Origin of the sequence: Actinoalloteichus caeruleus, assembly GCF_049311605.1 — a bacterium.
GTDB classification, from domain to species: domain Bacteria; phylum Actinomycetota; class Actinomycetes; order Mycobacteriales; family Pseudonocardiaceae; genus Actinoalloteichus_B; species Actinoalloteichus_B caeruleus.
This window is the reverse complement of sequence record NZ_CP186005.1, coordinates 5,434,828-5,457,180: the sequence shown is the minus strand read 5'-3', so window position 1 is coordinate 5,457,180 and position 22,353 is coordinate 5,434,828. Positions and strand designations below refer to the sequence as shown.

At 72.5% G+C, this 22,353-nt stretch carries 14 protein-coding genes and 1 pseudogene; all 15 read left to right on the top strand.

What is annotated here, in order from left to right:
* Nucleotides 1-17: 17 nt before the first annotated feature.
* The 15 genes and pseudogenes from ACOJVX_RS22365 to ACOJVX_RS22295 all read left to right on the top strand — a co-directional run bounded on the left by ACOJVX_RS22365 (nucleotide 18) and on the right by ACOJVX_RS22295 (nucleotide 22,315).
* Complete coding sequence (locus tag ACOJVX_RS22365) at nucleotides 18-1,133, top strand: ROK family protein (RefSeq protein ID WP_245588881.1); 1,116 nt, start codon at nucleotides 18-20, stop codon at nucleotides 1,131-1,133.
* 226 nt (nucleotides 1,134-1,359) lie between these two features.
* Entirely contained in the window at nucleotides 1,360-1,755 is a 396-nt protein-coding gene (locus ACOJVX_RS22360; RefSeq protein WP_030104781.1) for a VOC family protein, read from the top strand.
* Between the two features lie 821 nt (nucleotides 1,756-2,576).
* Complete coding sequence (locus ACOJVX_RS22355) at nucleotides 2,577-3,815, top strand: ROK family transcriptional regulator (protein ID WP_245588855.1); 1,239 nt, start codon at nucleotides 2,577-2,579, stop codon at nucleotides 3,813-3,815.
* A gap of 68 nt (nucleotides 3,816-3,883) precedes the next feature.
* On the top strand, nucleotides 3,884-5,371 hold the full coding sequence (locus ACOJVX_RS22350) for a sugar ABC transporter ATP-binding protein (RefSeq protein ID WP_026419373.1): 1,488 nt from the start codon (nucleotides 3,884-3,886) through the stop codon (nucleotides 5,369-5,371).
* Between the two features lie 155 nt (nucleotides 5,372-5,526).
* Complete coding sequence (locus ACOJVX_RS22345; RefSeq protein WP_051314178.1) at nucleotides 5,527-6,465, top strand: ABC transporter permease; 939 nt, start codon at nucleotides 5,527-5,529, stop codon at nucleotides 6,463-6,465.
* A 153-nt stretch (nucleotides 6,466-6,618) separates the two neighbouring features.
* Entirely contained in the window at nucleotides 6,619-7,674 is a 1,056-nt protein-coding gene (locus ACOJVX_RS22340; RefSeq protein ID WP_026419371.1) for a substrate-binding domain-containing protein, read from the top strand.
* Between the two features lie 100 nt (nucleotides 7,675-7,774).
* Nucleotides 7,775-8,947 (top strand): Gfo/Idh/MocA family protein, encoded by a 1,173-nt coding sequence (locus ACOJVX_RS22335; protein ID WP_026419370.1) that lies wholly within the window; start codon nucleotides 7,775-7,777, stop codon nucleotides 8,945-8,947.
* A gap of 386 nt (nucleotides 8,948-9,333) precedes the next feature.
* Entirely contained in the window at nucleotides 9,334-14,199 is a 4,866-nt protein-coding gene (locus ACOJVX_RS22330; protein WP_422647075.1) for a ThuA domain-containing protein, read from the top strand.
* Nucleotides 14,200-14,381: 182 nt separating this feature from the next.
* On the top strand, nucleotides 14,382-15,581 hold the full coding sequence (locus ACOJVX_RS22325) for an inositol-3-phosphate synthase (RefSeq protein ID WP_051314101.1): 1,200 nt from the start codon (nucleotides 14,382-14,384) through the stop codon (nucleotides 15,579-15,581).
* Nucleotides 15,582-15,841: 260 nt separating this feature from the next.
* Entirely contained in the window at nucleotides 15,842-16,696 is an 855-nt protein-coding gene (locus tag ACOJVX_RS22320) for an SCO3242 family prenyltransferase (protein WP_422647583.1), read from the top strand.
* Nucleotides 16,693-18,338 (top strand): annotated as a pseudogene (locus ACOJVX_RS22315) (EboA domain-containing protein). The gene ACOJVX_RS22320 and the pseudogene ACOJVX_RS22315 overlap by 4 nt, the downstream one beginning before the upstream one ends.
* Before the next feature lie 3 nt (nucleotides 18,339-18,341).
* A complete protein-coding gene (locus ACOJVX_RS22310) occupies nucleotides 18,342-19,241 on the top strand; it encodes a TatD family hydrolase (RefSeq protein WP_051314100.1) in 900 nt (299 codons plus the stop codon).
* Between the two features lie 5 nt (nucleotides 19,242-19,246).
* The gene (eboE, locus tag ACOJVX_RS22305) at nucleotides 19,247-20,452 is read left to right on the top strand and encodes a metabolite traffic protein EboE (RefSeq protein ID WP_418153660.1); all 1,206 of its coding nucleotides are present in this window, start codon (nucleotides 19,247-19,249) and stop codon (nucleotides 20,450-20,452) included.
* Nucleotides 20,449-21,888, top strand: coding sequence for an alkaline phosphatase family protein (locus ACOJVX_RS22300; protein ID WP_418153630.1), 1,440 nt, complete (start codon nucleotides 20,449-20,451; stop codon nucleotides 21,886-21,888). Before eboE ends, ACOJVX_RS22300 begins: the two co-directional genes overlap by 4 nt.
* A gap of 109 nt (nucleotides 21,889-21,997) precedes the next feature.
* The gene (locus ACOJVX_RS22295) at nucleotides 21,998-22,315 is read left to right on the top strand and encodes a hypothetical protein (protein ID WP_026419364.1); all 318 of its coding nucleotides are present in this window, start codon (nucleotides 21,998-22,000) and stop codon (nucleotides 22,313-22,315) included.
* The last annotated feature ends 38 nt before the right edge of the window (nucleotides 22,316-22,353 follow it).

The window sequence follows — 22,353 nt, the reverse complement described above, 5'->3', positions numbered from 1 at the left end:
TGCGTGACGAGGGGCCGATGTCCCGGGTCGAGCTGGGTGAACGGCTCGAACTGCCACGCGCCCGCCTGACCGCGGAGGTCAGCCGGCTGGCGGACGCGGGCATGGTCGAGTCGGGGGGACCCGCCGCGAGCCGGGGTGGCCGGCGGTCCACGCTCGTCCGACTGGCCTCCGACCTGCGCCTGCTCGCGGTGGACATCGGCGCCACCTCGGTGGGGGTGGCGGTGACCGGACCGAGGTGCGACGTGCTCGCCCACGTGGTGGAGGACTGCGACGTCCGCACGGGGCCGGTGGCTGTGCTCGAACGGGTCGCCGCGCTGGCCGATGTCGTGCTCGCCAGCAACCCCGGGCGGCTGCTGGCGTCCGGGGTGGGGCTTCCCGGCCCCGTCAGCTTCCGGGAGGGGCTGCCGGTGGCGCCCCCGATCATGCCGGGGTGGGACCGCTTCCCGGTTCGGGACCAGCTCGCGAGCCGGTGGCGCCGTCCGGTCGCGGTCGACAACGACGTGAACGCGATGGCGATGGGCGAGCGGCACGCGGGCGTCGCCCAGTCCCTCGACGAACTGATCTTCGTGAAGATCGGAACGGGTATCGGGTGCGGGATCGTCCTCGGGGGGCGCGTCTACCGGGGCGTGGCCGGGACGGCCGGCGACATCGGGCACGTCCGGATCGACGAGTACGGGCCGGCGTGCGCCTGCGGGGAGGTCGGCTGCCTGGAGGCCTACTTCGGCGGCGCCGCCCTGGCCAGGGACGCGCTGACCCTGGCCCGCAGCGGCCGGTCGACCCGGCTCGCCGAGCTCCTGGAGGAGCGGGGGAGCCTGACGGCCCAGGACGTGGGCGCCGCCGCCGGCGCGGGCGACTTCGCCGCCGTGAACCTGATCCGGGAGGGCGGCAGGCGGCTGGGGCAGGTGATCGCCTCGCTGGTCAGCTTCATCAATCCGGGCATGGTCGTCATCGGGGGAGGCGTGGCCGGCCTGGGGCACCAGCTGTTGGCCGAGGTCCGCAGTGCCGTGTACCGGCGATCGTTGCCCCTCGCGACCGGGAACCTCCCGATCGTCCTCTCCGAACTCGGGGACCAGGCCGCCGTGATCGGCGCGGCGTGGTCGGCCAGTGAGCGCGCTTTCGCCCTGACGCACTAGTCCTCCGCCGCTCACCGGTCCCCACCAGCGGGGTGTCGACCAGGCGCTCCCGGCGGCGGCCAGGTGGCGGGCGCGGCTCCAGGTGTGTTCCGAGGGCCCGACGCCCGTGCCGCCCGGCCGCTCGACGGAGCCCCCGCTCCGAGGCGGGCGGCGCTCTCCTCCCTGGCTCGGGTGACGTGGTGCCGTGCGCCGGGCGACCGGCGCCGGTAGCCCACATCCTGGTCGCATGCCTGGTGAGAACAAGACCCTCGTCTGGCCGGTGCTGGCGTACGAGGACGCGCCCGCCGGTATCCGGTTCCTGGTGAACGCCTTCGGCTTCCAGGAGAACGTCGTCTACCCGGGCGAGACCCCTGACGTGGTCCTGCACGCCGAGTTGCTGTGGCCAGAGGGTGGCGGGGTGATGCTCGGTTCGGCCAGCGTCGGGGAGGGACACGCGATCCGGCCGGGTGGTTGCGCCGTGTACCTGGTGACCAGCACCCCGGACGAGTTGTTCGACCAGGCCGTGGCTGGGGGTGCGGAGGTCGTGGTGGCTCCGGAGGACAAGGACTACGGGGCGCGGGGGTTCACCGTCCGTGATCCCGAGGGCAACGAGTGGAGCTTCGGCACCTACGCGGGGGGCTGAGCGCGCCGACGGTGCGGAGCCGGGCCGTGCGGGCTCGGCCGGCCGCGACGGGATGGTCGCTCGGTCCGGGTGAGGGCAGGGCGGCCGGTCTGCCGTGGACAGCGCCGGAACGCCGGACCGCCGCGACGTGCCGGTTCCGGCCCGTCCCCTGCCACGGCGCCCCGGCGCTGGCGTGGCGGCGGCGCACAGGAGCGGAGCCGGGCGGGGCTCCACCGACCACCACGTGTCGTCCCAGAACCGGCACCGGCCGGCGTCCGGCGGCTGGGTCGGCGAGGTCGGCGAACCTTCCAGGTTCTGACGGAGAGTGACGGCGCTCGGATGCCGGCGGCCCTCCACGGGCCCACCGGCGCGTGGTGGCCCGGCCGGGGCCGGGCCGCCGACGGGGGACTTGGAGGGCTGCCACCACCCCGGTGACGGGTGCTCCGGAGCCGAACTCCCGGCCTCGCCCCCACCGGTGCGGTGGGCTCGGCCAGCGCCGGCCCCGGGCGGCTCGCGCCACCGTCGCGCGCCCAGTGGGTGGCGCGACCGCCTTCCCGTCCCCGGGCACGACGGTCGTCCCAGGTCAGCGCGCGGTCGGGCCCGCTGGGGACCTCAAGCGGAGCTCGGTCCCCGGCCCGGGTCGCGAGAGTCGCGAAGGATCTTGTCGAATCGCTTAAACTGAGCAGACTTTCGTGTGGAAAATGCCAAAGTAGCGGCCAAAATCTGGGCCGAACGAGTGAAAACCTGGGATTTTCGTAGCCCGAAGGGGTTGACCAGTGATGTGGACCACCTTACTTTGATGAACCACCCAACGAAGTGAGGTTGCTGTGCGGAACGGTCACGTGCCGCCGGCCGATCAGGCCGGCCTGCGCCGAGCGAACCTCGCGTTGGTCGTGCGAACCCTGCGTGAGCACGGGCAGCAGTCCCGGGCGCAGCTGTCGGCCCTCAGTGGACTGAGCAAGGCGACCGTCTCCAACCTCGTGAGCGAACTCGAGTCCCGCCGCCTGGTGCGCGCCGCCGGGCTGACCGCCGGCCGCCAGGGGCGCCCGGGCCAGCTGGTGGAGCTGTCGCCGGGGTCGGTGTGCGGCATCGGCCTCGAGATCAACCTCGAGTACCTGCGAGCCACGGTGCTCGACCTCGCGGGAACCGTCGTCACCGAGCAGCTGGTGCCCCTCCGGGTCGTGGAACTCGGCCCGCAACGGTGCCTCGACCAGCTCGCCGAACTCGCCAGGTCGATGCTCGCCACGGTCGCCGCCGTCGGCGCCTGGCCGGCCGGCATCACGGTCGCGGTTCCCGGCCTCGTGGACACCCAGGCCGGCGTGGTGCGCTTCGCCCCGAACCTGCGCTGGCGGCAGATCGCCCTCGTCGACGGGCTCGCCGCCCGCGTCGACCTCCCGCTCGAACGGTGCGCCGTGGACAACGACGCCAACCTCGCCGCCCTCGCCGAACACACCAGCGGTGCCGCCAGCGGCACCGACGACCTGCTCTGCATCGTCGGCAGCAGCGGAGTGGGAGCTGGTCTCCTCGCGGCGGGGGTGCCCGTGCGCGGGGCGTCCGGCTTCGCCGGAGAGGTCGGCCACCTCTCGCTCGACCCGCTCGGCCCGTCCTGCCCCTGCGGGAACCGGGGCTGTTGGGAGCGGCAGATCGATCTGGGCACGCTCCTCGAGGTGATGTCCAGCCCGGACGACCCGGTGCGGGACCCCAGCCTCGCGGTCTCCGACCGGCTGCGCATCATCCGGGTCCGGGCCGAGGCCGGCGACCGCCGCACGCTCGACGCGCTCCAGCAGGTCGGGGACGCCCTGGGGGTCGGTCTCGCCCTGCTGATCAACGTCCTCAACCCGGCAGCCGTCGTGCTCGGCGGCTACTTCGCCGAGCTGTACGAGTGGCTGGTCGAGCACGCCCGCATCCAGATCGCCTCCCGCGTCCTCTCGCCCGAGGCGGCCCGGGCGGCGATCCTGCCGTCCACCCTCGGGTTCACCGCCGCCATCCGGGGCGGCGCGCAGCACGCGATGCGGATGGTGATGGACAACCCCACCCTCGCCCCGGTGGTGGCGAGCGAACCGACGGAGGCACCGGCATGAGCCGAACCGACGGGCCCACGGGGCCGCGCGCCGCCGGCCAGGAGGAGGCCGGGGAGGTCCTGCTGCGCATGGAGGGGATCGTCAAGGTGTTCCCCGGGGTGCGGGCGTTGGACGGAGTGGACCTGGAGGTGCGGCCCGGCGAGGTGCACTGCCTGCTCGGGCAGAACGGGGCGGGGAAGTCCACCCTCATCAAGGTCCTCGCCGGCGCCCACCAACCCGACGAGGGCGTCATCACCTGGCGGGGGACCGAGGCCCGGCTGCCGTCACCGGTCGCGGCCCTCCGGCTCGGCGTGGCCACCATGTACCAGGAGCTGGACCTGGTCCCCGACCTGTCGGTGGCCGACAACATCTTCCTCGGCCACTGGCGGTCCCGTTGGGGGTTCACCCGGGCCCGCGCGGCGGCGGCGGAGGCCACCCGGTTGCTCACGCGCCTCGGTCACCCCGAGATCCGCCCGCACCGGGAGGTCGGCGGCCTGTCCGCCGCCGGGCAGCAGCTGGTGTCGATGGCCAGGGCACTGGCCCACGACGCCGGGCTCATCGTCATGGACGAGCCGACGGCGGCGCTCGCCGCCGACGAGACGGAGAACCTCTTCCGGGTCGTGGAGGACCTCACGGCGTCCGGGGTGGCCGTCGTCTACATCTCGCACCGCATGGAGGAACTCCGGCGCATCGGTGACCGGATCACGGTCATCAAGGACGGTCGCACCGTCGCCAGGAACCTCGACGCGAAGACCACACCCACCTCGGAGCTGGTGTCCCTGATGACCGGGCGTCGGGTCGACGCGGCCTTCCCGAAGCGGGAGGAGAACACCACCGACGCCTCGGTGGAGGCGCTGCGGGTGGAGGGGCTCACCAGGCGAGGCGAGTTCAGGAACGTCGACTTCACCCTGCGCGCGGGCGAGGTCCTCGGCATCGCCGGGCTCGTGGGCGCCGGGCGCAGCGAGATCCTGGAGACCGTCTTCGGCGCCAGGAAACCCGACAGCGGGCGGGTCCTGGTGCACGGCCAGCCACTCCGGCCGGGCAGCGTCCCGGCGGCCGTGCGCGCCGGCATCGGACTGGCGCCCGAGGAACGGAAGAGCCAGGCACTCCTGCTCGACCTCCCCGTCGCCCACAACGTGACCCTGGCCAGCCTCCCGGAGTACAGCCGACTCGGCTTCTCCCAACGGGCGAGGGAGATCGACGACGCCACGGAGAAGCTGCGGGAACTGGACCTGCGGCCGGCGGACCCCCGACGCCTCATCCGAACGCTCTCCGGCGGCAACCAGCAGAAGGCCGTGGTGGCCCGCTGGTTGGTGCACGGGTGCCGCATCCTGCTGCTCGACGAACCGACCAGGGGCGTCGACGTGGGAGCTCGCAGCGAGCTGTACCGGCTGATCCGCGAACTCGCCGCCTCCGGCGTCGCGGTCGTCGTGGTCTCCAGCGAGGTCCCGGAGGTGCTCGGCCTGGCTGACCGGGTGCTGGTGCTCCGCGACGGCGACATCGTCCACGAGGCGCCCGCCGACGAGCTGACCGAGGCCGACGTGCTTGATCTGGTGATGGAAGGGAGTGCGGCGTGACCGACAAGAAACCGGGCTCGGTGCTCGGCGCCGGCAGCGCCGAGGACAGATCCCCCAACGAGACTGCGGGCTCCCCGAGCTCCGCCGGTGGAACCGGCGGAGACGGGCGGTCCGCACCGCAGCCCACCGCCCCCGCCGCCACGAAGGGCGGTGGGCTGCGACTGGACGTCCGGCTCACGGGACTGTTCGCGGTACTGGTCCTGCTGTGCGTCGTCGGGTACCTGACCCGGCCGGACGCGTTCCTCACCGAGGGGAACCTGTCCACGATCCTCCGGCTCGCCGCCGCCATCGGCGTGGTCAGCGTCGGCATGACCTTCGTCATCACCACCGCCGGGATCGACCTCTCCGTGGGTTCGATGGTCGCGCTCGCCAGCGTGTGGATGACGACGGTCGCCACCCAGTCCTACGGGGTGGGGGTGATGGTGCTCTGCGCCCTGCTGGTGGGACTGGGCGCCGGTCTGGTCAACGGCATACTGATCGCCTACGGCAGGGTCGTGCCCTTCATCGCGACCCTGGCGATGATGGTCGCGGCCCGGGGCCTCGCCGAGCGCATCAGCGGGCGGCAGACGCAGGTGATCAGGGACACCGCGTTCCTGGACTTCTTCCGGGGCAGCTTCCTCGGCGTCCCGGTCCTGGTGTGGATGTTCCTGCTGGTCTTCGCGGCCGGCTGGGTCCTGCTCAACCGCACCACCTTCGGCCGGCGCACCTTCGCAGTCGGGGGCAACCCGGAGGCGGCCCGCCTCGCGGGCATCAACGTCAAGCGCCATGTCGCGCTGGTCTACGGGCTGGCCGGCCTGTGCTGCGGGATCGCCGCCATCATGGTCGCGGCCAGGACCACCTCGGGCGCGTCCACCAACGGGCTCTACTACGAGCTCGACGCCATCGCGGCCGTCGTGATCGGCGGCACCCTGCTGACCGGTGGCCGAGGCAGCCTCCTCGGCACCCTCATCGGTGTGTTGATCTTCACCGTGCTCAGCAACATCTTCACGCTGAACAACCTGGAGACCGACATCCAGAACATCGCCAAGGGCGTGATCATCGTGGTCGCCGTGCTCCTGCAGTACCGCACCATGAACCACCCGCGAACGACCTAGCACCGCAGTCCGTCGTCGGGGCGGTCACCGCCGCCCGCCCCGACGAGGTCCACCGGCACGAGCCGGTGGGCCCGTGAGCCGTCGGCGGCCAACACACCCCAGGTCCGCCGCCGCCAAGTCCGGCGGTCCACGTCTCGTGCTCGGGAGTCCTCGATGTCAAGACAGCCACTGTTCGCCCGCCGCCGCTTCCTGCTCGGCGGCACCGCCCTCGGCGCGGGGGTCGTCCTGTCCGCCTGCACCTCCAACGACGCCGCCCAGGAGGCCCCGCGGAACGTCAGCGTCGGTGCCGGCGACAACGCCGAACCCGGGCCGGAGGTGACGATCGGCTTCTCCGCGCCCGCCGCCGACCACGGCTGGATGGCGGCCATGACCGCCTACGCGCGGTCGCAGGCCGAGGCGTTCGAGGACGTCACCTTCACCGCCACCGAGGGCACCAACGACTCCAGCCAGCAGATCGCGCAGATCGAGACCCTCATCAACGACGGTGTCGACGTCCTCGTCATCCTGCCGCACGACGGCGCGCAGCTGACCGCGGTCGGCCAGCAGGCGATGGACGCCGGCATCCCGGTGGTGAACGTGGACCGCGTCTTCGACAGCCCGCTGGCCTACCGCTGCTGGATCGGCGGCGACAACTACCGCATGGGCGTCAACGCCGGGGACTACATCGCCGAGCAGATGCGGGAACAGGGCAAGGACGACCCGGTGATCGCCGAGGTGGCGGGAATCGACTCGCTGCCCCTGACCCAGGAACGCAGCCAGGGGTTCGCCGACGCGCTCGCCCGGCACGGCTTCGAGGTCTCGCACCGGGTCGCGGCCGAGTTCACGGTGGAGAGCGGTGAGCGGCAGACCTCCAACCTGCTCCAGTCCGCCAGCTCCCTCGACGCGCTGTGGAACCACGACGACGACCAGGGCATCGGCGTGCTCGCCGCCATCGAGAACGCCGGACGAGACGAGTTCATCATGGTGGGCGGCGCGGGCTCACTGGACATGATGGACCGGATCGAGTCGGGCGAGAGCGTCGTCAAGGCCACGGTCCTCTACAGCCCGTCGATGTGCGCCTCGGCGATCTCGCTGGCCCGCCTCCTCGGACAGGCCAAGGGCCTCGGGGACATGGCCGAGCACGAGATCCCGGCGTCCATCACCACCTACTCGGCAGTGGTCACCAGCGACAACGTCGCGGAGTACCGGGACGTGGGCTTCGCGTCCTGACCTGGACGGCACCAGCCGGCCCCACCGGCGGAGGCCGGCACGGTAGTCCTCTCGGCCACGCCGAGATCGTGAGGACATCGAGAATGTGAGGGATCACAGCATGGCAGCCAGCGAGACGATCGGCGTCGGGATGGCGGGGTACTCCTTCATGGGTGCCGTCCACTCCCAAGCCTGGCGCACCGTCCACCGGTTCTTCGACGTGCCGGTAGCACCGGAACTCGTCGCACTCGCGGGCCGCGATCGGGCCAGGACCGAGGCCGCCGCCGCCCGGATGGGGTGGTCGGCCGCGGAGACGGACTGGCGGCGCTTGGTCGAGCGGGACGACGTCGGCCTGGTCGACATCTGCACGCCGGGGGACACCCACGCCGAGATCGCGATCGCCGCGCTGGACGCCGGCAAGCACGTCCTCTGCGAGAAACCGCTGGCCAACACGGTGGCCGAGGCGGAGGCGATGGTGGCCGCGGCGGAACGGGCCGCCGCCTCCGGGGTCCGCTCCATGGTCGCCTTCAACTACCGTCGCGTCCCGGCCCTCGCGTTGGCGCGCGAGCTGGTCGCGAACGGTCGCCTCGGCACCGTGCGGCACGTGCGGGCCGTCTACCTCCAGGACTGGCTCACCGACGAGAACTCGCCACTGACCTGGCGGCTCGACCGCACCAAGGCCGGCGCTGGCGCGCTCGGCGACATCGGTTCGCACATCATCGACGCGAGCCAGTTCGTCACGGGGCAGGCGATCACGGGTGTCTCGGCCATCACCGAGACCTTCGTCCGCCGCCGCCCGGTGGCCACCTCATCGGCGGGGTTGTCCGCCTCGGCCGGCACCGAGTACGGGGACGTCACGGTCGACGACGCCGCCCTGTTCCTCGCGCGGTTCACCGGCGGGGCCGTGGCCACCTTCGAGGCGACCCGGTTCGCCGCCGGTCGGAAGAACGCCATGCGGCTGGAGGTCAACGGCTCGCGGGGCAGCCTCGCGTTCGACTTCGAGTCCATGAACGAACTGTGGCTGCACGAGGAGGACATCGACGCGGCCGAGGGCGGGTTCCGACGCATCCTCGTGACCGAGGCCACGCACCCCTACCTCGGGGCGTGGTGGCCGCCCGGCCACGGGCTCGGCTACGAGCACACCTTCACCCACGAGGCAGCGGACTTCCTCACCGCCGTGGGCACGGGGACCGACCCGGAGCCGAGCTTCGCCGACGGACTGCGGGTGCAGCGGGTGCTGCGGGCGGTGGAGGACAGCGCCGCCGCCGACTCCCGCTGGACCCCGGTGCCGTAGTCGACCACGAGACCAGCCGGCCGAACGGGTCGGCGAGACGGTTCCGCCCGGCTCCTCCACGGAGCCGGGCCGGGAACCGGGAGCCCCGGCGGCTCCACGAAGGACCTGCCCCGGCCGACACCGGGGCGGATGGGTTCACACCGCGACGGGGAAGCGCAACAAGGAGGTTGGCACTCAACGTCGAGTAGTCCCCGGCTCGTCGAGAACGCGCTGTTGTTCGGGCGACGAACCTTGGTGAGAACAGGAGAAACATACCAGTGCGACGATCATTACGGGGGCGCGGCGGGAGTTCCGCGACCACCGGGCACAGAACCAGATCCAGGGGCACGGCGGCCCGCGCGGGCACCCTGTCACTGGCGCTCCTGACCGCTCTCGGTGGCAGCGCGATGGCCGCGGCCCCGGTCGCGGTGGCGGCCGACCAGCCGGCCGAGGCGGCCACGGCCGCGAACACCTTCCAGCCCAAACCTCCCATCGGTTTCCCGGTCTTCGACGAGGACGAGCACGACCACCCCGGCGATGACCACGAGCACGACGACCACTTCCACGCGTTGGTCTTCTCCAAGACCGCCGGGTTCCGGCACGACTCCATCGAGGCCGGTGTCGCCGCCATCGAGGAGCTCGGTGCGGAGCACGGCTTCCACGTGGACCACACCGAGGACGCCGAGGACTTCACCGAGCAGAACCTGGGCCACTACGACGTCGTCGTCTGGCTGTCCACCACCGGTGACGTCCTCAACGAGGAGCAGCAGGCGGCCTTCGAGGGCTACATCCAGGACGGCGGCGGCTACGCCGGCGTGCACGCCGCGTCGGACACCGAGTACGACTGGCCGTGGTACGGCGAGCTGGTGGGTGCCTACTTCGACTCCCACCCGCAGATCCAGGAGGCGACGACGGTCGTCACCGACCACGTCCACCCCTCCACCGCCCACCTCGACGAGGAGTGGGTGCGGACGGACGAGTGGTACAACTTCCAGGACAACCCGCGCGGCGACGTGCACGTCCTGGCGGCCCTCGACGAGGACAGCTACGACGCCGGCAGCGGCGCGATGGGCCACGACCACCCGATCGCCTGGTGCCAGGAGTTCGACGGTGGCCGCTCCTGGTACACCGGCGGTGGCCACACCATCGAGTCGTTCTCCGAGCCCGCGTTCCTGGAACACCTGCTCGGCGGTCTGCGCACCGCCGCCGGGGTCGCCGAGGCCGACTGCAAGGCGACCGTCGACTCCTCCTTCGACCAGGTGACCCTGGCCAAGGGTGCCGACCAGGCCGGCGAGCCGATCGCCCTGGCCGTGCTGCCCGACCGCAGCGTGCTGCACACCGCCCGCGACGGCCGGGTGTTCCACACCACCGCCGACGGCCTGAACACCCTCGCCGCCCGGATCCCGGTGTACGACCACGACGAGGACGGCCTCCAGGGCATCGCCGTGGACCCGGACTTCGAGGACAACCGCTGGGTCTACCTCTACTACTCCCCGGAACTGGACACCCCGCCGGGCGAGGCGCCGGAGAACGGCACGGCGGAGGACTTCGCCCCCTTCATCGGGCACAACACCCTCTCCCGCTTCCAGCTCACCGAGGACAACACCCTCGACCTGGACAGCGAGCAGGAGATCATCCACGTCGAGGCGGACCGGGGCATCTGCTGCCACGCCGGTGGTGAGATCGACTTCGACTCCGAGGGCAACCTCTACCTGTCCACCGGGGACGACACCAACCCCTTCGCCTCCAGCAACTACACGCCCATCGACATCCGCCCGGACCGCAACCCGGCCTTCGACGCGCAGCGTTCCTCCGCCAACACCAACGACCTGCGGGGCAAGCTGCTGCGGATCACCGTCCAGGAGGACGGCAGCTACACGGTGCCGGAGGGCAACCTCTTCGAGCCGGGTACGGACAAGACCCGTCCGGAGATCTACGCGATGGGCTTCCGGAACCCGTTCCGGTTCGCCATCGACCGGGAGACCGACTGGATCTACCTGGGCGACTACGGTCCCGACGCCGGCTCGCCCGACCCGAACCGGGGTCCGGAGGGCCTGGTCGAGTTCAACCTGATCAAGGAGCCCGGCAACTACGGGTGGCCCTACTGCCACGGCGACAACCAGGCGTACAACGAGTACGACTTCGCCACCGGCGAGTCCGGCCCGCTGTTCGACTGCGACAACCCGGTCAACAACAGCCCGAACAACACCGGTCTGACCGAGCTGCCGCCGTCGGTGCCGGCCTGGATCGAGTACAGCGGCGGCTCGCTGCCGGCCTTCGGCTCGGGCAGTGAGTCCCCGATGGGTGGCCCGACCTACCGGTACGACCCCGAGCTGGAGTCCGACACCAAGTTCCCCGAGTACTACGACGGCAAGAACTTCGCCTACGAGTGGGGACGCGGCTGGATCAAGGAGCTCCACCACGACGCCGAGGGCAACCTGCTCAAGATCAACCCGTTCTTCGACTCGATGGACCTCGTCCAGCCGATGAACATCGAGTTCGGACCGGACGGTTCGCTGTACGTGCTCGACTACGGCAGCGAGTGGTTCGGCGGTTCGGACGACTCCGCGCTCTACCGGATCGACTACACCGGCGGCGAGCGGACCCCGGTGGCCACCATCAGCGCCAGCGTCACCTCCGGGCACGCGCCGCTGACCGTCGAGTTCGACTCGGCCGGTTCGGTCGACCCGGCCGGCGGCGAGCTGGCCTTCGAGTGGGAGTTCGGTGACGGCGCGACCGCCACCGGCGCCACCGCGGAGCACACCTACACCGAGGAGGGCGTCTACACCGCCCGGCTGCGCGCCACCAACGACGACGAGCGGGTCGGTACCGCCGCCGTCTCCATCTCGGTGGGCAACACCGCCCCCGTGGTGGAACTGAACGCTCCCGTGCACGGCGGTGTCTTCGCGTTCGGTGAGCGGGTGCCCTTCGAGGTGACCGTGACCGACCCCGAGGACGGCGAGATCGACTGCTCCAGGGTCGTCGTCGAGTACATCCTCGGGCACGACAGCCACGGCCACCCGCTGACTCGGGCCAACGGTTGCAGCGGGCTGATCGAGACCCCCGGCGAGGGCGGGCACGGGGACGACGCCAACGTCTTCGGCATCATCAACGCCAGCTACACCGACAACGGCGCCGGCGACCTGCCCCCGCTGACCGGGTCGGACGAGGTCGTCCTCCAGCTGAAGAACAAGCAGGCCGAGTTCTTCACCGACAGCGAGGGCGTCACGGTCCTGAGCAAGGAGGGCGCCGGCGGTGGCCGGGTCGTGGGAGACATCCACGACGGCGACTGGATCTCCGTCGACCCGGTGAACCTGCACCAGGTCGACCAGATCGGTTTCCGGATCGCCTCCGGCGGCATCGGCGGCACCATCGAGGTGCGGGTCGGCGCGCCCGACGGCGAACTGATCAGCAGCGTCGACGTCGCGAACACCGGCGGCTGGGAGAACTTCGAGACCGTCGGCCCGGTCGACATCACCGACCCGGGCGGCACGAACGCGCTGTACTTCGTGTTCACCGGCGACGGTGACGAGGCGCTCTTCGACGTCGACATCATCCACTTCCACGGCGACGGTGTCGCCGACCCGGGTGCCGGGCAACCGGGCTGCGAGCCCGCCGAACCGGAGGAGGGCTACCGCATGCTCTTCGACGGCACCGAGGACAGCCTCGGCGGCTGGAAGCAGGCGGGCCCGGGCGAGTTCGTGCTCCAGGAGGACTGCACCATCCTGTCCACCGGGGGCATGGGCCTGTACTGGTTCGAGGAGGAGTTCGAGGCCTACAGCCTCAAGCTCGACTGGATGATGCCGGGCGACGACAACTCCGGTGTCTTCGTCGGGTTCCCGGACCCGGGTGACGACCCGTGGCTGGCCGTCAACCACGGGTACGAGATCCAGATCGACCCGACCGACGAGCCGGACCGCACCACCGGTGCCATCTACGGTTTCCAGGGCGCTGACCTGGAGGCCCGTGACGAGGCGCTCAACCCCGAGGGCGAGTGGAACAGCTACGAGATCGTGGTCCAGGGGCAGACCATCAAGGTCTACCTCAACGACGTGCTGATCAACGACTTCACCAGCACCCACCCGGACCGCGACCTCACCAGCGGTCACATCGGCCTCCAGAACCACGGTGACGTCGACGACGTGTTCTTCCGGAACGTCCAGATCCAGGAGATCGTCGACTCCGAGGCGCCGACCACGTCCCTGAGCACCGACCCGGCGGAGGCCGACGGCGCCGAGGGCTGGTTCCTGACCTCCCCCGAGGTCACCCTCGACGCCAGCGACGAGGGCAGCGGTGTCGCCACCACCGAGTACCGGATCGGCGACGGCGACTGGACCGAGTACACCGAGCCGTTCGCGCTGCCCGGTGACGGCGTCCACACCGTGGAGTACCGGTCGACCGACGTGGCCGGCAACGTGGAGGAGCCCGGCACCGCCGAACTCCGGGTCGACACCACGGCCCCGCTGACCACGGCCGACTTCGCCGACCCGAACGAGGCCGGTTGGCACGACGCCGACGTCGTGGTCGAGCTCGCCGCCGAGGACGGCACGTCCGGGGTGGCCAGGGTGGAGTGGACCCTCGACGGGGAGGACTGGGCGGAGTACACCGAACCCGTCCAGGTCAGCGGCGACGGCGAACACACCCTGCGGTACCGGGCCGTGGACGTCGCCGGGAACGTCGAGGCGGACAAGGCCGCGACGATCATGATCGACGCGACCGCGCCGACGCTGCTGGTGTCCGGAGTGGCCAACGGCGTGGTCTACGGCAACGCCACGGACCTGGTGCTCTCCTGGCACGCCGAGGACGAGACCTCCGGGATCGACTCGGTGAGCGGCACGCTCAACGGGGAGGCCGTGCTGTCCGGGCGGGTGCTCCCGCTCTACCAGCTGGCCCTGGGCACCCACACGTTGTCGGTCAGCGCGACCGACAACGCCGGCAACACCGCCGAGCAGTCGTTGGTGTTCGCCACCACCACCTCGCTGCGCGACGTCGGCCAGCTCGTCGACAGGTTCCGGCTCACCAACCGGCTGTCGCTGAGCGGGCACGCCGCCCTGGCGGGTCAGCTCACCGCCGCCAGGATCGCCGAGGCGACCGGGGACGAGCTCGGCGCGATCAACGAGCTGCGCGAGTTCGTCGCGCTGGCCGGGGACGCCGAACTGGTCCGCGACGCCGAGGTGCGCTCGGTGCTGGTGCGTGACGCGGAGGCGATCATCGCCTCCATCGAAGGGGTGGCCGTGCTCGACATGGCCGTCAACGCGGTCGACCGCGACTGACGACCTGCGGTCACCCACCGTGGTGGCTCATATCCGCCAGCGGATGTGAGCCACCGCACACCCTGCTGTTGGTCGGTGGCGCGGTGCGGTCTCCTCGAACGAGGTCACCAGCGCCGCGCCGCCCCAGCGGACTCGACGGAACGCTCGGCGAGCCGCGTGCGCCGCAAGGAAGGGGTTCGACGATGAACACCACTGGAAGACCGGGGCGTACCGGGTTGTGGCTGATCGGAGCCAGGGGCTCGGTGGCCACCACCGCCGTCAGCGGTCTCGTCGCGCTACGACACGGCCTGGTCGAGGCCACCGGGTGCGTGACCGAACTCCCCGAGTTCTCCGCCTGCCCCCTGCCCACCTGGGACGAGATCGTCGTCGGGGGGCACGACATCGTGAACACGTGCCTGCCCAAGAAGGCGGAACTGCTCGCCGACGCCGGGCTGCTGCCCCACCGGTTGCTGCCCTCCATCGAACCCGGCCTGGCCGCCGTCGACGCCGAGATCCGGGCGGGGCACGACCCCGTCTCCCACCGGGGAGCCCAGGCCGACGCCGCGCGCCGACTCGCCGACGACCTCACCGAGTTCGCCGAGCGCCACGCGCTCGACCGGGTCGTCGTGGTCAACGTCTCCTCCACGGAGGCCCCGGTCACGCTCCTCCCCGAACACCAGGACGCCGCCGCGCTGACCGCCGCGCTGACCGACCCCCAGCGGGCTCCCCTGCCACCCAGTTCGCTGTCCGCCTACGCGGCGCTGCTCGCCGGCTGCCCCTACGTCGACTTCACCCCGTCCACGGGTATGCGGCTCCCCGCGCTGCGCGAGCTGGCGGCGGAACGCGGGCTGCCCTACGCCGGATCGGACGGCAAGACGGGGGAGACCCTCCTGCGGACCGCGCTCGCGCCGATGTTCACCACCAGGGCGCTGCGGGTGCGTTCCTGGGCGGGCACGAACCTGCTCGGCGGCGGGGACGGCGCGACCCTCGCCGACCCCAGGTCCGCCGCCAGCAAGCTGGAGTCCAAGTCCGGGGTGCTCTCCTCCCTGCTCGGCGAGGACGTGACGGCCCCGCTGCACATCGACAACGTGCCCGACCTCGGGGACGTCAAGACCGCCTGGGACCACGTGTCCTTCGAGGGGTTCCTCGGCGCGCGGATGACCATGCAGGTCACCTGGACCGGATACGACTCCGCGCTCGCCGCTCCTCTCGTGTTGGACCTGGCCAGGCTGACCGCCGCCGCGCACGCGGACGGGCGGAGCGGGCCGCTGGGCGCGCTCGCCTTCTTCTTCAAGGACCCGGACGGCAACCGCGAGCACGGGCTCGGTGAGCAGTACCGGCAACTGCTGAGCTGGGTGGACGAGCTCGGGGAGCCGACGCGGGGGGAGGGGGAGACCCGGTGAACCCCGCACCCCACGACCGCCCGCAGCCTCCCGCGCCCGGCGGCGTCACCGTCGACGAGCCCACCCGAGCGGGCACGGCGCCGAGCGGCGACGCCGGCGGCGGACACGGGCGAACCACCGGCACCACCGACGCCGGGACCGGCCCTCCGACCGCACCCGAGGCCGACCCGCACCGCCAACCCGCCGCCACCGGGGACGCGGGGGACACCGGGCCCGGCACGGCCCACCCCGGTCCCGAGCTGGCCGGCCCGGCGGCGCGACTGCGGACCCTCGCCGAACTCGTCCGCCTGCCCGCCGCGCTCTCCGTGCTCGGGGACACCGCCGTCGGCGCCGCGGCCGCCGGCCGCCCGTTGACCGGGCGGCGGCTCGGACTTCCCCTGTCCTCCGCGGCCCTCTACCTCGCCGGGATGGCGCTGAACGACTGGGCCGACCGCGACCTCGACGCCGTCGAACGACCGGAGCGGCCGATCCCCTCCGGTCTGATCAGCCCGGGTGCCGCGCTGGGAGTCGCCACGACCCTCACCGGCGCGGGCCTCGCCCTCGCCGCCCTGGGCGGCGGCCGCGACGCCCTCCGGATCGCCGTGCCGCTGGCCGCCTCGGTGTGGACGTACGACACGCTGCTCAAGAACACCCCGGCCGCGCCCCTCGGGATGGCGGTGTGCCGTGGGCTGGACGTGCTGCTCGGCGCCGGCGCCCGCTCGGCCCGGGCCGCCGCGCCCGGCGCCCTGGCGATGGCCGCCCACACGGCGGGCGTCACCACCCTCGCCCAGGGCGAGGTGCACGGCACCAGTCGCGTCGCCGCGGGTGTCGCCCTCACCACCACCACCGCGTCCACCGCGCTCGCCGTCCTCGGCCCGGCCCGCGGCGGGTGGCACCGCGCCGGTGCGGTCCTCGCCGCCGCCGGCTACGCCCGCACCGTCGGCGGGGCGCAGCTGACCGCCGCCCGGGACACCTCGGCGGCCAACGCCAGGGCCGCGACGGGAGTCGGGATCCGAGGCATGATCCCCCTCCAGGCGGCCCTGGTGGCCAGGCGGGGCTCGTTGGCCGTCTCCGCGGCCCTGGCCGGGTTGGTGCCCCTGGGACGACGGCTGGCCCGGCGGGTGAGCCAGACATGACCGGCGTGGAGCCACCCAGCGCCGGCGGTGCCGCCTTCGCCCTCGGGTACGGCACCAACGGCTTCGCCAACCACCGGCTCGGCGACGCGCTCCGGGTCATCGCCGACCTCGGCTACGAGGCGGTGGCGCTCACCCTCGACCACCAGCACCTGGACCCCTTCGCACCGGACCTCGGCGCCCGGGTCGACCGGGTCGCGGCCACCCTCGCCGACCTCGGCCTCCGGGTCGTCGTGGAGACCGGCGCCCGGTACCTGCTCGACCCGTGGCGCAAACACCACCCCACCCTCGTGTCCCCCGACGCCGCGCCCCGGGTCGACTTCCTCAGGCGCGCCCTGCGGGTCGCCGAGGGCCTCGGCGCGGACTGCGTGTCCTGCTGGTCGGGCGTCGCCGAACCCGGCACCGGCGAACGGGAACCGACGGACGCGGAGGAGCCCGCGTCGCGGGGCGCGGCCGCACCGGGTGACCTCGCCTGGCGGCGCCTGCGGGACAACCTCCGGCCCGTCCTCGCCGAGGCCGAACGCCGCTCCACCCCCCTCGCCCTGGAGCCGGAACCCGGGCACCGGGTGTGGAACCTGGGCCAAGCGCTGGACCTGCGCACCGCACTCGGCGAGCCGGAGTGGCTGCGGCTCACCCTCGACGTCGGGCACTGCGTCGCGGTCGAGGCGGACACCGCGGCCGACTGCGTGCGCCGGGCCGGGACCCTGCTGGCGAACGTGCAACTCGACGACATGATGCCCGGCGTCCACGAACACCTGGAGTTCGGCGAGGGACAGCTCGACCTCCCCGCCACCCTGGCCGCGCTCGTCGAGGTCGGGTACACGGGCATCGCCGCCGTCGAGCTGCCCCGCCACTCCCACGCGGCCCCGGACACCGCCCGCCGCGCGCTGACGGCCCTCACGGCGGCGCTCCCCACCAGCGACGGGCGGTCCGAACAGGACCGGCGCGAGTTCACCGACGGGAGGTCAACATGACCGGGCAGGACCAGGCGGAAACCTGGCTGAACGAGGCCGTCCACCGCGTCACCAGCGGTCCCACCGCCGTCCGCTCCCTCTTCCCGGCCGTCGGTCGGGAAGTCGGTCGAGCGGCGCTGAGACCGGAGGAGGACCCGGGTGGCCTCGTGCACGGCACGGTGGACGACCAGGCCAGGACCCTGATCGTCGCCGCGCTGGTCGCCGCGCTGGAGGCGGAGCCGGAGGCACTCGCCAGGGAACTGCGGGAGCTGTACCGCTACGGCGACGACGCCGAGAAGCGGGGTCTGCTGCGGGGGCTCGCGGCCGTCGCGGGCCGCGCCCCGGACCCCGCCGACCCGGTCGTCGCGGCCGGCCTGCTCGCCGTGCGGGACGCGTTGCGCGCCAACGACGTCCGCCTGGTCGCCGCGGCGATGGGGCCCTTCGCCGCGGCGCACCTCGACGACCACTCCTGGCGCCACGGCGTGCTGAAGTGCCTGTTCGTGGAGGTCCCGCTCGCCGCCGTCGCCGAGCTCACCAGGCGGACGGACCCCGAGCTGCTGCGGATGGTCGCCGACTACGCGGCCGAACGCCGAGCCGCCGGCCGGGAGGTCCCCGCCGATGCCCTGGCGTTGCTGGCCACCGACGAGGGCCGGCCGCCGACCAGTGCCGCCGACCCCGGAGAGGGAGCCTGACCGATGCGCATCTTCGACCCGCACATCCACATGACCTCCCGCACCACCGACGACTACGAGGCGATGTACGCGGCGGGGGTCCGAGCCCTGGTGGAGCCCGCGTTCTGGCTGGGACAACCGCGCACCAACGTGGGCTCCTTCACCGACTACTTCGACGGGCTGATCGGTTGGGAGCGGTTCCGGGCGGCCCAGTTCGGCATCCGGCACCACTGCACGATCGCGCTCAACCCCAAGGAGGCCAACGACCCGAGGTGCGTCGAGGTGCTCGACGTCCTGCCCCGCTACCTCGCCAAGGACGGCGTCGTCGCCGTCGGCGAGGTCGGCTACGACTCGATGACGCCCGAGGAGGACCGGGTCCTGGCCCGCCAGCTGGAGCTGGCACGGGAGCACCGGCTGCCGGTGATGGTGCACACCCCGCACCGGGACAAGCTCGCCGGCACCCGCCGCACCCTCGACGTGGTCCGGGAGTCCGGCCTCAACCCCGAGATGGTCGTGGTCGACCACCTCAACGAGGTCACCGTGGAGCTCGTCGCCGACTCGGGGTGCTGGATGGGTTTCTCCATCTACCCGGACACGAAGATGGACGAGCACCGGATGGTCGAGATCCTCCGCCGGTACGGCCCCGACCGGAAGCTCGTCAACTCGGCCGCCGACTGGGGGCGGTCCGACCCGCTCAAGACGGCGAGGACGGGCGAGGCGATGCGGGACGCCGGCTTCGCCGAGCACCAGGTGTCCACGGTGCTCTGGGACAACCCGGTGGCCTTCTACGGGCAGAGCGGTCGCCTCGTGCTCGACCCGCTCCCCGGTTTCACCGGCGACGCCGCGACGTTCTCGGGCAACTCCGTCCTGCGCGGGGCGCGACCAGGCACGACGAGCCCCTCGGCCGAGGGGAGCGCTGTCTGAGGATGGTGTTGTCCTACTGCACCAACGTGCACCCCGCGGAGGACCTGCCGGGGATCCTCGCCCAACTGGACCGGTACGCCGGGCCGGTCCGCGACCGCCTCGGCGAGGACCGGTTGGGCGTCGGGCTGTGGTTGGCCGCCGAGGTCGCCGGCCACCTCGCCGCCGATCCGGGCGGCCTCCGCCGGCTGCGGGCCGAACTCGACGCCCGAGGCCTCGACGTGGTCACCCTCAACGCCTTCCCCTACGGGGGTTTCCACGACGCGGTCGTCAAGCACCAGGTCTTCGCGCCGCCGTGGACCGACCCCCGCCGCTCGCGATACACCCTGGACTGCGCCAGGGTGCTCGCGGCGCTGCTGCCCGCCGACGCCGGCCACGGCAGCATCTCCACCCTCCCCCTCGGGTGGCGGGAGCCGTGGTCCGAGCGGGACGACGCGGTGGCCACCACCGCCTTCGCCGAACTCACCGCCCGGCTGCGGGAACTGGCCGGCGACGCGCCCCCGATCAGGATCGCGGTCGAGCCGGAACCCGGGTCCCGCCTCGACGACGTGTCGGCCGCGGTGCGGTGGCTCGCCGGACGCGTGGACCCCGCGCACGTCGGCCTGTGCCTGGACACCTGCCACCTCGCCGTGTCCTGGGCGGAGCCCGCCGCGACGGTCCGCGCGGTCGCGGCCGCCGGGCTCGACGTCGTCAAGGTCCAGGCCTCGGCCGCGTTGGAGGTCCCCGACCCGGCGACCCCGGCCACGAGGAGCGCGCTGGCGGCCTTCGCGGAACCCCGCTACCTGCACCAGGTCCGGGAGCGCACCGGGGACGGGCGGGTGCTCCGGGTCGACGACCTGCCCGCCGCGTTCGACGAGCTGCCCGCCGAGGGGCCGTGGCGGGTGCACTTCCACGTGCCGCTGCACGCCACCCCGGCACCACCGCTCGCCTCGACCACCCCCGTGCTGCTGGCCGCGACCGCCGCGCTCGACCAACTCCGGCAGCCGCACCCTCCCCACCTGGAGGTGGAGACCTACACCTGGGGCGTGCTGCCTCCCACCGCGCTCGCCGGCGGTCAACCGGAAGGGTCGGCCGGATCGAGGTCGAACGGCCACGACCTGGTGGAGGGCATCGCCGCCGAGCTGCGGTGGGCACGCGACAACCTGCTCCCCGACCCGGACCGCGCACCACGCCGGACACCGCCGTCCGGAGAACCGAAGGAGGCCGCCTGGTGAAGCCGCTCATCGTCGTCAACGTGGTGGGACTGACCCCCCGGCTGCTGGAGCACATGCCCGGGCTGTCCAGACTGGCGAAACGCGGCTGGCGGGCCGAACTGGGAACCGTGCTGCCCGCCGTCACGTGCAGCGCGCAGAGCACCTTCCTCACCGGGCTGATGCCCGCCGAGCACGGCGTCGTCGGCAACGGCTGGTACTTCCGCGATCTCGGCGAGGTGCACCTGTGGCGGCAGCACAACCGCCTGGTGCACGGGGAGAAGGTCTGGGAGACCGCGCGACGGCTGCGCCCCGGCTACCGCGCCGCGAACATCTGCTGGTGGTACGCGATGGGGGCCAGCACGGACCTGCTGGTCACCCCGAGGCCCATCTACCATGCCGACGGCAGGAAGTCCCCGGACTGCTACACCCGTCCGCCGGCGTTGCACGACGAGCTCTCCTCGGACCTCGGGGACTTCCCCCTGTTCCACTACTGGGGGCCCACGGCCTCCATCGAGTCCAGCCGCTGGATCGTCGGCGCGGCCCGCCGGGTCCTCGCGCGGCACGCGCCGGACCTGATGACCGTCTACGTCCCACACCTGGACTACGACCTGCAGCGGTTCGGCCCCGACTCCTCCGAGGCCGTCATCGCCGCGGGCGCCGTGGACGACGCGCTGGCCCCGCTGCTGCGCGACGCGGCCGAGGCCGACGCGACCGTGCTCGTGCTCAGCGAGTACGGCATCACGTCGGTCCGCCGGCCGGTGGACGTCAACCGGGCCCTGCGGCGTGAGGGCCTGCTGGAGGTCTACCGGCAGGCCGGCATGGAGTACCTCGACCCGTGGGCGTCCCGCGCCTTCGCCGTCGCCGACCACCAGGTGGCCCACGTCTACGTCGCCGATCCCGCCGACCAGCCCAGGGTGCGTCGCCTGCTGGCCGAACTGCCCGGCGTGGACGAGGTCCTGGACCGGGAGGAACAGGCCCGGTACGGGATCGACCACCCGAGGGCCGGGGAACTCGTCGTGGTCGCCGAACCCGACTCCTGGTTCACCTACTACTACTGGTTGAACGACGACCGGGCACCGGACTTCGCCAAGGGCGTCGACATCCACCGCAAGCCCGGCTACGACCCGGCCGAGCTCTTCCTGGACCCGAAGGACCCGCTGGTGAAGGCGAAGGCGGCGGGCAACCTGGTCAAGAAGAAGGTCGGTCTGCGCTACGCGATGAACGTCGTGCCCCTCGACCCGTCCCCGGTCAGCGGTTCGCACGGGCGACTCCCGGACAGCCCGCTCGACGGACCCGTCCTGCTCTGCTCCGGGGGACCGGCACCGGAGGAGGCCGAGCGGGGCGGCCGGGTCGCCGCCACCGATGTCCGGGACGTGATGCTGCGCCTCCAGGGGCTCGACGGTGGACCGAAGACGCGGTGGCCGCTCGGCTCGGTTCCCGGCCTCGGCACGGATTGATCCCGATCGGCAGGTGATGTGGACGGCCAGGACCGGCAGACTCGACGGCGTCGGATCTACACGGTGTCTCAGCGAGCACGACCGCTGATCACACGACGGAGGATTACTGATGCGCGCGACGTTCCGCAGCCTGCTGGCGGTTCCGCTCCTGTTCCTGCTGATCGCACTCGGCGCCGCCCCAGCAGCCCTGGCGGCCCCACCGCCGGCGGTGGGCGCCGCCGACCTCGCCCCGTGGGCGGCGGGAGCCGCCGGGGACACCGGGACCACCGGCTCGGCGGAGACGCCCGCCGAGTCGGACGCCCCGGACGGGGAGACCGATCCGACGGCGCTGCGCGACTCCAACCGGCAGATCGCCGCCATCGTGGGAGCCGCCGCGCTGTTCGGCGCGGTCTTCCTGGGAAGGCGATACCGCAAGAAGAAGAAGTAGTAGCGCGACCCCCGCGCTGGCACACCGAAGGGAATCCG